General features: G+C 26.3%; 11 protein-coding genes and 1 riboswitch. Of the genes, 5 read left to right on the top strand and 6 right to left on the bottom strand.

Going from position 1 to position 13,930, the window contains the following annotated elements:
- Positions 1–40: 40 nt before the first annotated feature.
- Positions 41–1,873: an oligoendopeptidase F gene (pepF, locus tag EXC45_RS00490; protein WP_036434198.1), complete on the bottom strand. Its 1,833-nt coding sequence runs from the start codon at positions 1,871–1,873 to the stop codon at positions 41–43.
- Between the two features lie 86 nt (positions 1,874–1,959).
- A riboswitch (Lysine riboswitch) is annotated at positions 1,960–2,123 on the bottom strand.
- Between the two features lie 114 nt (positions 2,124–2,237).
- Here pepF and EXC45_RS00500 point away from each other — a divergent pair.
- Positions 2,238–2,990 (top strand): hypothetical protein, encoded by a 753-nt coding sequence (locus EXC45_RS00500; RefSeq protein WP_129693731.1) that lies wholly within the window; start codon positions 2,238–2,240, stop codon positions 2,988–2,990.
- 93 nt (positions 2,991–3,083) lie between these two features.
- Positions 3,084–3,836 (top strand): hypothetical protein, encoded by a 753-nt coding sequence (locus EXC45_RS00505; RefSeq protein ID WP_129693732.1) that lies wholly within the window; start codon positions 3,084–3,086, stop codon positions 3,834–3,836.
- 52 nt (positions 3,837–3,888) lie between these two features.
- On the opposite strand, the gene EXC45_RS00510 is transcribed toward EXC45_RS00505, so the two are convergent.
- From EXC45_RS00510 to EXC45_RS00530, 5 genes are all read right to left on the bottom strand, one after another.
- Positions 3,889–5,082 carry an IS3 family transposase gene (locus EXC45_RS00510; RefSeq protein WP_129693733.1) on the bottom strand — a complete coding sequence of 398 codons (1,194 nt, stop codon included), beginning with the start codon at positions 5,080–5,082 and terminating at the stop codon, positions 3,889–3,891.
- Positions 5,083–5,175: 93 nt separating this feature from the next.
- On the bottom strand, positions 5,176–5,802 hold the full coding sequence (locus tag EXC45_RS00515) for an Mbov_0400 family ICE element protein (protein WP_036435114.1): 627 nt from the start codon (positions 5,800–5,802) through the stop codon (positions 5,176–5,178).
- Between the two features lie 273 nt (positions 5,803–6,075).
- A complete protein-coding gene (locus EXC45_RS00520; protein WP_129693734.1) occupies positions 6,076–6,405 on the bottom strand; it encodes a hypothetical protein in 330 nt (109 codons plus the stop codon).
- Between the two features lie 114 nt (positions 6,406–6,519).
- On the bottom strand, positions 6,520–6,813 hold the full coding sequence (locus EXC45_RS00525) for a hypothetical protein (RefSeq protein WP_129693735.1): 294 nt from the start codon (positions 6,811–6,813) through the stop codon (positions 6,520–6,522).
- A 48-nt stretch (positions 6,814–6,861) separates the two neighbouring features.
- Positions 6,862–7,488: an Mbov_0400 family ICE element protein gene (locus EXC45_RS00530; RefSeq protein WP_036435120.1), complete on the bottom strand. Its 627-nt coding sequence runs from the start codon at positions 7,486–7,488 to the stop codon at positions 6,862–6,864.
- Positions 7,489–7,669: 181 nt separating this feature from the next.
- On the opposite strand from EXC45_RS00530, the gene EXC45_RS00535 reads away from it, so the two are divergent.
- The 3 genes from EXC45_RS00535 (at position 7,670) to EXC45_RS00545 (ending at position 12,974) form a co-directional block, all read left to right on the top strand.
- A complete protein-coding gene (locus tag EXC45_RS00535; RefSeq protein WP_036435122.1) occupies positions 7,670–10,339 on the top strand; it encodes a coiled-coil domain-containing protein in 2,670 nt (889 codons plus the stop codon).
- 47 nt (positions 10,340–10,386) lie between these two features.
- Positions 10,387–11,697 (top strand): hypothetical protein, encoded by a 1,311-nt coding sequence (locus tag EXC45_RS00540; RefSeq protein ID WP_129693736.1) that lies wholly within the window; start codon positions 10,387–10,389, stop codon positions 11,695–11,697.
- 230 nt (positions 11,698–11,927) lie between these two features.
- Positions 11,928–12,974, top strand: a complete 1,047-nt coding sequence (locus tag EXC45_RS00545) for an IS30 family transposase (protein ID WP_223213876.1) — start codon at positions 11,928–11,930, stop codon at positions 12,972–12,974.
- The last annotated feature ends 956 nt before the right edge of the window (positions 12,975–13,930 follow it).

Below are 13,930 nucleotides of genomic sequence, written 5' to 3' on the forward strand. Positions count from 1 at the left end.
AAAAAATATCCCTAAAAAGGGATATAAAGCCAAAAAGAATTTATTTGTTTTTAAAAATTTGTTTTCCAAGTGAAACATATTGATCAATTAATTCACTTACATAATTAAATCCTAAATCGTAAAATTCTGAACTATCAAGATTTACACCTACTTTAGCTAATATATTAAGCGGATCATCGCTTCCTCCAGCACTTAAGAAATTATCAATGTAATTTTGTAAGGCTTGAGGTCCTTCTTGCTTGTATTTAGCAAAGAAATAATTTGCACTTAATTGTCCAATGGCATATTTATATACATAAAATCCATAATAAAAGTGTGGAACATAAATGCAAGCAAAGGTGTTTTCATCAGAATATTTTAATTTTGGATTAAGTGAGTATTTTTTCATGTTTTCAAAATAAATTTCACTTAAAGATTTGAAGCTTGAAGAAGCTTTTCCTTCTTCGATAGCTTTATATAGGTTATATTCATAATTTGATCATTCTACCTGACGCATAACTGTACCAATGAATCCAACAATCATATTTTCTAAAATTTGGAATTTGAGTTTTTTGTCATTTGAATGTTTTAATAAATAATCAAAAAGCATTAACTCATTGTAAATAGAAGCAATTTCAGCAAGGAAAATTGGATACTCACTATTTGCAATGGTTTGTCGAGTGTCTGAAAAGTAAGAATGCATTGAATGCCCTAATTCATGCGCTAGTGTTTCGACGCTATCTAAATCACCTTTAAAATTCATCAAAATATACTTTTTATTTAGTCCATATGATGAACCAATTGAGTATGCCCCTCCACGTTTGGAATTAACTGGCATAAAATCAACTCAATTTTCATCTAATGCTTTATTAATTTGACTCATGTATTCATTTCCAAAAGGTTTAAATGATTCTCTTACTAATTCTTTAGCTTCTTCAACTGAATATGAAGCTTTAACATTAACAAGCAATCTTTTGTTATCTCAAGGATTAAATTTTTCATTAAATTTCATCTTGTAGAATTTTGCATGTGCTTGTTTGAATTTTTTAAACACATTTTTACGTTGCGAAACTTCTAAGTATAATCTTTGAAGAATAGCGTCAGATACTTTGTCATCATAAGTAAGCATATGAGTTGCACTATCGTAATTACGCAATTTAGCATTTACGGTGATGGTTTTAAAGTGTTGGTATAAAAGTGAAGCTAGAGATTCTTTGTGTTGTAAAAATGCTTTAATATAGTTTTTATAAGCCCCTTTACGAAGTGAAGCGTCATTTGATTTAAGGAATTCGATTCGATTGGTTGGGTTTAATTTATGTTTTTTACCTTTTGAATCTGTGATGAAACCATAATCTAATTCGCTGTTGGTTAAAATTGAAAAGACTTGATTTAATGAAGGATTTCCAAATGATTGTTTTTGAACGTATTCTTCAACTTCATCAGAAAGTTTGTGTTTTAAATCTAAAATCGCATTTTCAATTGAGTGTTTATACTCTTTAAGTTCAGGAGTGTCTTTTCAGACTTTAAGTTTGTCTAAATTTTGATAAAAACGATTACTTTCGCTTCCGAATTTTGCAAGTAATTGTTCATTTAGAAAGTCAAATTTTTCTGATAGTTGCTTAAATTGTGGATTAACTACATTAGTAGAAAGATTATTTGAAACGTAATTTTCAATTCGATAACTTAAAGCGGTTTGTTCTTCAGATAATTTAACATCTACTAAATATTCCTTTAAAGAGTTATATTTAGAATCTTTAATTGTAATTCTTTGCTCAAATAAATTTTGATATTGCTCAATTAAGGTTTCTATTGTTTGCCCTTGTAAAATATCCTCTAAATCAAATCGATATTGTTTTGGCACATCTTCGTATTTACTATATTGTTTGACTTTCACATTCACCTCACTAAAATGAAAAAACAAGGTTTTGCAAGCGATAAATCATGCAAAATCCTTGTTAAATGATACTTAACAAAATTTTACAAATATTTAGCGCCAATGGTTTCCCAAAGAGTAGAAATCTTTTATGCTTTTCTACCAACAAGTGAAGTTGCCACTTCAGTTGTTTCGGCTTTTATGTCCTTTCACTAAGTTACGCATGCCTGCTAGCTTAGATACTATTACTAAAAGCTCCTCTAATGTTTTGCATTAACCTAAGATTTTTAATCTTAAACAAATGTTTGTTTTTTCTAATTAATTATAGAACAAAAAAGTGTTTCAAAAAGAAAAAATTCTTGATTTTAAATATAATTATTTCTCAATGCAAATAGTTTTTTTAAGTTGATTTCACAAAAGTATAATTGCTAGCGAATTTGTTGGTGCATTTTTTATTACTTTTGCCGCTTGTGTTTCAATGTTTATTGCTTTAAGAAGTAATAAATTTGTTTTTAGTTATCATTTTACGCATCCATGAGCAATTTTGATTGCTCCTATTTTAATTTATTTGATTGCGTTATTTTTTGCTTCTAAAGGGGATTTAGTTGTGATAATTGGCAATCCAATTAATTTATTTATTAATTTTTTTAAACTATTATTTAATAATTTTGATCTTAATTATTTCAAAGGTTTTTTTAGTATTTGTGTAATCCAATTTAATGCAATGTTATTTGCAGTAATTTTATATAAAGCCATTTTTAAAAAGATCGCTCCCCAAAATTATGTACGAAAAATTAATAACAATCCAGACTTTACTATGCATACTTTCAAAGAATTTGCTACATTATTTATCTTATGCGCGTCAGTGGCGGTGTTTGGTAACTGATTGCTGACAAACAATTTATCTTTATTTTTCCTTAATAGTGCAATTAATGCTTTAATTACAGGTTTAATGCTATTTTTTACTAAAAACAAAGGATATTTCACTAGTAATTTAAATGTTTTATATGGAGTTAATTTTATTTATTTAATTAATAAACAAAAAACTTGAAAAAGCACTTTAGCTTTAGTAATTTCAACTTTTACAACGATAATTTTTTGCGCTTTTTGAGCGTTAATGTTGACCTTATTTAATTAAAATAGTACTCTTTAAAGAGTCTTTACAGTTAATAAATATCAACTTATAATTTATAACTAAATGTATTTGCTATAAAATATAAATAAGAAGCTAATGGAACAAATATTTTTAACTTGATTTGATAAGAAAATAATCATCAGCGAGTTTGTTGGTTCTTTTTTTATTACTTTTGGTGCATGTTTATGCATGTTTGTGGCTTTAAAAAGCTCTAAAAAATATTTAAAATATCATTTTACATATCCTTGAGCTACTGCATTAACTCCGATTGTAATTTTTATAACAGGATTGCTTGTTAGTTTAAATGTTAGTGATACAGTAGTAATAGGAAATCCAATTAATTTATTTATTATCTTTTGTAAATTAATAATCACCAATCATAATGGAGCATATTTTAAAGGTTTTTGCAGCATTATCATAATGCAACTATTAGGAATTATTTTAGCTGTTATTTTATATAGGGCTTTATTTAAACGAATCGCTCCTCAAAATTATCTAAAACAAATTAATAGCGATCCAGATTTTACTATGCATACTTTCAAAGAATTTGGAACCTTATTTGCCCTTTGTGGGAGCGTGGCATTATTTGGACAATTGCTTTTTGCTAATAATTTCACATTATTCTTTGTGAATGCTTTTTTAAATGGATTTATCACCGGTGTGTTGTTGTTTGTTACTAGAAATCATGGATATTTCACTAGTAGTTTGAATGTATTGCTTGGAGTGAATTTTATTTATTTAATTAATAAACAAAAAACTTGAAAAAGTGCTTTAGCCTTGCTTATTTCTACTGTCTCTACAATTGTTTTTTCTATTTTTTGAGCACTGATTTTAGTGTGAATTGGGTAAATTACTGCTTTAAAAAAAGAAAAGATAAACTAGGACACAAAAGTTGGACAGTTTAAAAAACACACACATCTCAACATTGTTGAGGTGTTTTTCAATCCATTTGAGATTGAAATCTATCATTATTGTATCAATTAATATAGTTTGTTATTAATTCATTTAACTCTTCAAATTTCATATATTTTACTTTGGGGTCATTTAAACATTCACTTTTAATAACTGAGAAAAAATATTCCGCTTCTCTATTATCTAATGAGTTTCCAATTCTTCCCATTGATATTTTTCCATTATTTTCAGAAATGATCTTTTGATACTCTTTTGAAGAATATTGAAAACCATGATCTGAATGAATTATTCATTCTCGATCGAATTTAATATGCTTTATATGATTTATGACTAAATCTAAATCATTGTTTTTGCTCAAATTTCAATTTATTATTTTCTTAGTTTTGTGATGAATTGCTATGGATAGATAAAAATGATTACCCATTTCACTATAAATATTAGGAATGTATGAAACATCTGTAGCAATAATATTGTTTGTTTTTCCGGAAAAATCTCGTTTTACCAAATCTTGAAATTTAACATTTAAGTTTTTAATTTCTCTTTTTCTTTTTGGAATACGAGTAGAACATTTTAAGTTGAGTTTTTGCATAATTCTCCCTATTTTTCGATAATTTATGCATTTACCATATTTTTTAAGAATATAAATTTCAAGTCTTTTTCTACCGTATCTTGATTTATTTTCAAAGAAAGATTTAACAATCAAATCAATTGTTTCTTTATCTTCAGTAAAACTTCTTCCTTTTGAGTTAAGTCTGTAATAATATGTAGATTTCGGGATTCCAAATTCTTGAGTTAAAACTTTGGCACTTAACTTTTTGCCCTTTTTTTTAATTCTTCTTTGAATTTCTTTTTCAGATATTTCTGGAAAAATCTCTCTGTATATTTTCACTATTTCTTCTAGATCTGTTCTTGAGTATTGACTAGGGTCAGGTCTTTTTAAAGGTCTTCCAGAACCCTTTCCTTTCTTTGGGGCAGTTCCTGTTTTGGATACCAAAACATCTTCATTAGTTTGAAATCATTTATATTTTTTTCTAAATCAAGATCTAACATAAGGGTTTCTTCAATCTTTTTGAAACTGGCTTTTAGTCAAAAATAGATATTCACTGTATGAAATTATGTTAGATTTATAATTTTGATATAACTTAAATCATTCTTTTCATTCTACGGGTTTTAACTGTTTCATAATTTCTCCTATAAAGATTATATAAAAAGGACAAGAATGTCCAATTTTCTTGTCCTAGTTTAAGAACCCGAAAATGAGTTCTTTTTTTACTTGCTAATTTAAAGTGTTATATTTTTGAAAAACTAAATCTCAATCTGCTTTATTGTGTTTTATATATGCTTGAAAATCTTCTTTGGTAGCATTTTCTAAATCTTCAAAAATAAAACCTAAGTGATCTAGAAAATGATCAATATCTATACCTAACATATATTTATCTTCTTCAAACTCCAGTGTAGAAATAATAATTTTACTTTCAGGACACATTGTGTCTTTATTTATTTCCACTCTTTGAAATGTTATATCGTAATTAAACTTATTCTCGCTAAAATTGTGAATTAGCAAATTAACGATGTTTTTAGCATCTTCAAAATTTAAATTACTAATTTCTTCAAATTCTTTGCTTTTATACAATAAAGAAAATTCTTCTGTATCCATTACCAATATATTTGTTGTATCAACATATTTATTCATTTGTGGTCTTAAACTTGATAGTTTATATTCAAAAGCTGAGGTATTTACCTCGTTTTCAAAAGTGTACATATTTAAATAAAATGTATATTCTCCATAATAAAAGGCCACAAATGGTTTTACATTTTTAAATAAATCATTAATAATTAACCCGTTTTTGTCAAAATTTATGCCTTTATTTTTGCATGTAGTTTTTAGTGTTTTCTCATTCACTTTGTTCTCCTCATTTGCGCTTATACGCATAAAATTATATTATTTTATAAAGTCACTTATTCATGCATAAATATAATTAAAACACCTTTTAGCTCAATAAATTAATATTCGGATAACAGTATTCAACGAATCAATTTATTTTCCGAATATGTGGATTATGCTTAGAGTAAGTTTTAAAATTAAAACTTATAGATTTATTCTTAAAATTGTTGTTTGTAAAAAAAGAACGGTGAATTTCTTGTTATTTTTACTTATAAAAAAAGTAAATGTGTTTTATTGATTTTGACTATTTTCTTTTTCTTCTTTTATAGCTTCTAAAAGCTCTAATTTATATTTTCTTTTTATGGCTTCTCATTCATTTTTATTGGTCTGAATATATTTTAAAAGTTGTTGATCATCTATATCTTGCAAGTCTTCAAAAATATATCAAAGAGACTCATTATAAGAAAATGCGTCCATATAATCAAGCATTTTGTAAGCTTCAAATTTGAGAGTTGACAAAATAATTTTACTTTCAACTAATAAGGTATCTTCATTGATTTTTATTCTTTGAAAAGTGATGTCATAACTTGCTTCACGTTCTTTAAAATTATCAATTACCATTGAAATAATTCCTTTAGCATCAATTAAATCAAGTGAATCAATTTCTTGATAGTTTTTTTGATCATAGAAAAAATCTAATTCCTTTTCATTAATTAAAGAAGCTGAAGTAATTTTTTAGTGATTTATTTTGTCATAAAGTAAATCAAATTCTTCAGTATGCATCACCATAAGGTTTGAGGTGTCAATTATTTGATTATATGCACTGTCTTTATTTTGAATTTCATATTCAAAAGGCATTTTAACTCTGTCTTTTGATGCTGTTCATTTATTTAAATAAAATGTATATTCTCCATAATAAAAAAGAACAAATACTTTTAAATTTGTTAACTCATTTTGAACTTTAATTGATTTGTTATCAACATTTGTTGCTTGAGATTTTACTAAATTTGTTTGCCTTTGGTTGCTCATTCGCTCTCCTTTTGTTAATAAGACAATTGCAATTTATTGGCGATCTTGCTATTTGGTTTGTGTTTCGAGTTCTTTATTATTTCGATATTTCTCAATAATATTGAGTCAATTATTTTTTCTCTCTTGAATTAAATCTTTCATTTGTTTATCATCTAAAGATTCGAAATCATCTAAAACATATAAAAATGAATCTCTACAATGATATGACTCTTCATCTAGAAGTTGCTTTGATAGTTTGATTGGCAAAGTTGAATAAACAGCTTTGCTTTCTGGAAATTTTCTTGATTTGTTTAGTTGAACCTTTTGTATGGTTTTGTCAATTGCTGAATTTTTACTTTTGAAATTTTTTTGAATCTTTTTGATTACGTTAACCATATCTTTAATTTCCAGATCTGAAATTTCTGTAAAATCAACATTTCTATACAATAAATCAAATTCTTCAGTATCCATTATCAATATATTTGTTGTATCTACTCAATATTCATTTAAATTTTCGGTATGTTTTATTTGATATTTAGATTCTGAATTTATCTTTTGATTTTTAGAAAAATACATATTCAAAAAGAATGTGTATTCTTGATAATAAAAAATGACAAAAGGTTTTACTTTTTCTAACAATCTTCATTTCTTATGTGTATTTTTATTAAAAACAATTATCTTGTTGTTGGTTTTCATGTTTTTTCTTATTCCTTGTATTGCGTTTTATACGCATTAAAATTATAATATTTTGTTTTGTATTTTTTTAAATCCAAAAACCTTCAGAAAGTGGACAAACAATAAATTTATCCAAAAATGTCTAACTTTAAACAAAATGATATTACCCAATTAGAAACGTATCTTGTTAGAAAGGATAAAAATGCAAGCAGTTAAAACAGAAAAAAATAAAAATAAGAAATGATGATTTATTGGAGCAACCGCTGCAGGAATTGTTGCAGGAGCTAGTTTGATTTTATGGGGTTGTGGTCAAGCACAAAATAAAAAAGAAATTGAAAAATATAAAGCAATGCTTGATGGAGTATATGCTAAAAACCAAAGCGATTATTCAAGGTTTAATTTTCAAATTGGAGATTTGCAAAATGATATTGAAAGAATGCGTAATGATGCAATGACTCAAAGTGAAACATTGAATTATTTAAGAGAACAAATCGCTCAAAAAGAACAAGCATTACTAAAACTTGTTGGAAGTAAAAATTACAACTCCAAAGATAATAAATATTCAAACACAAGTGAGCTAGGAAAATTAAAAAGCGAACTACAAAGTTTACAAATTGAATTTGAAAAAGTCTCTTTACAAAGAGACAATTTACTCAAAGATAAAGCAAGTTTAGAAGAACAACTTAATCAACTTAAAACAGAAAGAGATAACTTAAAAGTTCAACTTCAATTAACTATTGAACAAAACAATGAAGAAATTGCTCGTTTAAATACCATCATTGCAATGCTTGAAAATGATAAAGAAGATTTACAAAACCAAAACAACTCTTTACAAGAACAACTTCAAAGTGCTAAAAATAAAGTTGCAGAACTTGAAAGTGTGAAAAGAACTATTGAAGAGGAAATTGCTAGTAAAAGTGAACAAATTAATGATTTAGAAACTCAAAACCAAACTCTAAAAGAACAATATGTTGATGTGTTATTAGAGCTATATAAAGATGTTAATTTACACACAAGCACATATAAAGAGATTTATCAATATCTTCATGATTTTGATTATAACGAACTTTATGAAGGAGATAATCAACCTTGTTCAGATGTTAGAGAAGGTCTTGTAAACGAGTGTTCATATGAAATACCAACCAAAAACTTTGAACAGTGAAGTTCAGAAGAACAACAAATGTTTAACGAATTAGAGCAATATTATGATAATGCTGATGTAAAAAGTAAATACCAAGATAAATTAAATAAAGACTTTACAAAAGTTTTAATCAACAAAGGAGAAAAATTAGTTAAACAATATCAAGATTTTTTCTTTGCAACTCCCGATGCTTTAAATAGACTTTTAAATACTGTAAATCAAAAATTAAAAGACACAAAAAGAAATTTTACATATGCTAAATCTTTACTTGTTCGTTTAATTGGAACAGATAATGGTCAAGCAGATATTAAGGAAAATGGAGAAGGAGCTTTTGAAGGAAGTATTGTTGATAAACTAAGAAAACGCATTGCTCAACTTGAACAAGAAAAAGAAAATAACTTAACTCAAATTCAAACTTTACAAGAAGAAAAACAAAACCTTCAAAATGATAAAACCAGACTTGAAAGTGAAAAAACTGCTCTTGAAAATGATTTACAAACAAAAGAACAAAGAATTGCTCAATTTAGCGATCAAGTTCAAACATTAAATACAACAATTACAAATTTAAATAACGAAAAAGCTCAACTTCAACAAAGTTTATCCGAAAAAGACACGCAAATTCAAACTTTGCAAGAGCAAGTTTCAAACTTACAAGAACAACTAAGAAACAAAGAAACTCAAAATCAAGATCTTTCAAATCAACTTCAAGCAAAACAAAATCAACTTCAAGTTCTTCAAAGAGAAAAAGAGCAATTGCAAAGTCAACTTAATACTTCAAATTCTAACTTAACAAAAGCTAAAAGAAAATTAGTTGAGTTAGCAGGAACTGATAATTTAGATTTTAATTACGGAACAAATGGAGAGAATGTAAATACTGATAGTATTGTAAAAAGATTAAAAGACAAACTCATTACGACAAGAGATTCTAACACTTCTCTTCAACAAAAATTAGATGCACTAGTTCCAACATTAACATTGCAAAGTAGATATGAAAAACAAGAAAAAATCAGTGATTACTTAATCAAATTATCTTCACAAAATGGTTTACAAAGCAAATCAACAGTTAATTCGTTCGCTAATGAAAGTTCAACTATTTTCAATTATAAACGAACAGAGAATAATGATCCATTAGGAAATTACACTTATGCATTACCAAACGATTTTAATTCATTTACTAATATTGTAATTGAACTAGAAAAAGATTTAAAAACTTATTCTACTGATGGTAATTATGTTGCAAGAGAAACTTGAATTATACCAATTAGTTCGCTTTCAACAGAACCTTCAAAAGAAATTGATTTTAGCACATATTCTTTAAGTTCTGCTAACTCAGAAGTTTTACCACTAATGCAATTATTTAGAAAATATAAATACACTGCACGAGAAACGAGAACAGAGAGATATTGATATCGCTATGCAGGGGTTTCAGGAGCAGAAGGAGACCCAGGAACAGGAGAATGAAGAGAAAAACAAATCACTGAAACCAAAAATTATGATGGTTATGCAAAAGAAGATCTTAATGTTTCTTTAAAAAATAAACTAATTGTGAAGAGAAATGGAAATTCTCTTTCAATAGATATTAAAGTTATTTCAGAAATCACTAAACCTTATTCTCTTTCAGATACAACAGAAATTTTAGTTGCAAACCCAGAAGAAAACCAAACATACTTTTTAACGAACAGAAAATATTGAAAAACAAACACAAGAATTTTAAATATCACTTTACAGTAGTTTTAAGTATTATGAACAATACTTAACAAGCAGTATAATTTAAATATATGAAATGATCTAAATTAAAAAAAATCTCATTAATTACTCCTTTAAGTATCTTTCCTTTAATTACTTTCAGTTGTTCAACTAATCAAGAAATCAAAAAAGAAGAACCTGTAAAAGAAAAAACTTATGAAGAACTTGAAAGAGAAAGACAATTAAAACTTTATGAACAAAATAAAGAATATGCGAACGATATTTTAAGATCAATTCAAAGTAAATTTGAAAAGCAAATACCTGAACTACAAAAGTTAAATCAAAACATAAATGATTTTTATAACAATAACTATGCTAAGTTATTAAATAAAGATTTAAAAACATATTATTTAAATTGAAAATCAGAACTTAATAATGTAATAAATGCAGTTATTGCTCATTTAAAAGGTATTATTGAAAGAAAAAATTCTGGTATTAACACAAATAATGATAGTTATCAATATTCTTTCTTGCTTTCTGATATTGCAAAAGCTTTAAAAAATGATAATTCTTCTTGAATTGAATTATTTGACAAACTTAATTACAGTGGTTTTGATTTTACTCGTTATGATGTATGGTTGAAGTTAAAAGATTTGTTTAGTTTAGATAAACTAAATGACTTATTTGTTTCTTTTAAAGAAGATGCTTGAATGATTTTTGATGTTAAAGATAAAGTTGATTTAGATTTTTTAAATTCTAAGTGAGATTTTAGACAAAACTATAAAACTGAAGAACAAAAAAATAAAGCAAAATCAGAATGAGACTTTGTTTTACTTAAATTAAGAACACTTGCTAACAACAGTAAAGACTTAGTATATGAAAATGAAGATAAAAACCCTTCTAAAACACAAGAACTTTACGAAAAATATTTTACTTTGGTAAGAGACATTGTTCCAACAATAGCTTCAAGAAAATGAGATTTTGATATGCAAGTAAAAGCTTTAACTAAATACTTAGTTGTTAAAAACTTTTATCATACAGGTCAAAAAATGATAAATAAAGTTTACCTAACTCTTAAAAATGAAGAAAGTATTTTTAACTGTCAAGCTTATTCAGAATTTATGTTTTTATCATTAAATGCTCTTGGACATAAAAACAACATTCAATTCAACGGTGATTATTATTTCCCTAACGGTAAATGATTACCACACGTTAATTTAAACTATGATAACAACGGTAAAGTTTATGTAATTGATGCTACTTTCGCTGATCAATTTAACACTAAAAACCCAACACTAAGTGATTACAACAAAGTTAATGTTGACATTAACAAAAACATCTTAATTCCAATTGAAGAGTATCAAGCAAGACTTAACGCTGTTACAGAATTCTTAGGTTATTAAAGATAATTGAAATTAAGAGTTATCTCTAAACATAAATCAAATCACACAACATTTACTAGGTTATAAGTTGTGTGATCCCCGATTGCAATCCGTATCGCAACATCTTTTAAGTAAAATTAAAGGGTGGGGCGATTTTTTTAAATAGAAAAACCTCCCCATAATATTTCTGACCGGGAGGCAATATAAATCATAACAAAATTGACTATCAAAAAAGATTGTTAATTGAAATATTGCTAAAAAATAATGAATATTCTTTCAATGAAATAGCAGACAAACTCAAAATTCACAGGATTTCTCTATATCATGAAATTAAGAAAAATTCAGATCTGTATGGGTATATAGCTTGTTCGGCACAAAACAAACATGACATTAGAAGACAATGATCTGAACAAATCAAATTAAGAAATACATTTGAAAAATATCTAGAATTTTCAAAACTTTTTCTTAGTAAATTTGACAAAAAAACATGAGGCGTCGAGGTTACCTATTTAGTGATTACTAACAATTATCCAGAAGTAAATCATCCTTCCTTAAGAACGGTTTTTAATTGGATTAATTCAGGAATATGAGTAATAACTAGAGATGACAGACTCAGAAAAATATACAAAAAAGGTAGAAAAAGATATATTAGCGCAGTAGAAAGATTAGTAGGTAAAAGATGAGTTGTTCCTTATTGAGCAAGACCTTCTAAAATAGATGATAGAACAGATTTCGGTCATTGAGAATTAGACTTAATAGTCGGTAAAACCGGATTAAAACAAAATCATTTATTAACTTTCGTTGAAAGAAAAAGTCGTTTTGGACTAATCAAAAAAGTTTATTCGAAAGATCCTTGAAAAATATTGATAACTCTTTGAGACTTAATTAAAGAATACCGATTAAATGTTAAATCTATCACTACTGATAATGGCTTTGAATTTAACAAACTTTTTTACTTGGGTTATAGATTGAAGATAAAAATATACTTAACAGATCCGTATGCTTCTTTTGAAAAAGGAACTATCGAGCACTATAACGGAATAGTTAGAAGATTTTTCAAAAAACGAACTAATTTTAATAATGTCTCTGATGAAAAAATAAAAGAAATTCAAGACAAAATTAATCAAATGCCAAGAAAAATTCACGGTTACCTTTCCGCTGACGAGATATTTTTCGATTTAAATTACTACAAGGAAAAGTGAAATCCAATTCCTATGGAAGAAAAATTATTTACAAAGATCCAAAGAAGAAGACCTAGCAATACTTCAAGAAACAAATTTTTCAAAAATAAATATTAAAAAAACGATCCTTTAAGCAAAAAAGGATCGAATTTTTTTGTTTTCTTCCATGTTGCGATACGGATTGCATTTAAGGATCACACAACATTTACTAGGTTATAAGTTGTGTGATTTTTAATTAAATTCACAATAACAAGTAGAGATTATCAAATGTGCAAGTTGATTTCATTTGGTTTAAAAATCAGTAAAAAAATCAATTTTAAATCATTTAAAAATGAGTCACATTGCGAAAGTAAAAAAATCACTTTTTTCAAGACCTAAAGGCACCGAAATTGCAAATAGTAAAAATTGATTTTAAACTTTCAAAAAACAAATAACAAAAACAATCAAAATCGTCTACATTAAAGTTATACACCGAAAGTACTTTAAGTCCAAAATTTATGGAGATTAGTCAAAAATGCGATAGCTACAAAATCCTAGAACATTGCTCTTCGTGCACAGATTCGCACACCCGCATGGTTTTAAGCGAGAAATAGTACCGGCATATTTTTTTAGTTTGTCAATTGATCCTCAATAGCATTTACTTATAGTAAATGTGAGAGTAATTTTTCTACTTTAAAATCAGAAAAATCAGTCGTTTATGATTTATGTTTTTGAACTAAAAAAATCATTTTTTTAAATAAAATTTTTTATTTTTACATTTTACTTTCGATTTTATTTACATTTAGAAATAAGTTTTTTAAACTTTCGTTTTCTTTTATTTAAATATTTTAGGTTTTTAAAAACGTGTTTTGAAAGCATTTTTATTCTTTTTTTATTAATTTTGTCAAATTAAACATCTTAATATGTATTGGTTTTTTGTTTTGGAAAAACCTTTTTATTAAGTATAAAACTATTAAAATTAGTAACTTTTTTATCGAAATTTTAAAAAAGAAAAATACAGGGAATTCCTGTAAAAAATTAAAATACATCGCTGAAATTGGTTTGTTATCATGTTTGTTTTCTATTTATGAAGG

The sequence above is a fragment of the Mycoplasmopsis columboralis genome (assembly GCF_900660675.1).
GTDB classification, from domain to species: domain Bacteria; phylum Bacillota_I; class Bacilli_A; order Mycoplasmatales; family Metamycoplasmataceae; genus Mycoplasmopsis; species Mycoplasmopsis columboralis.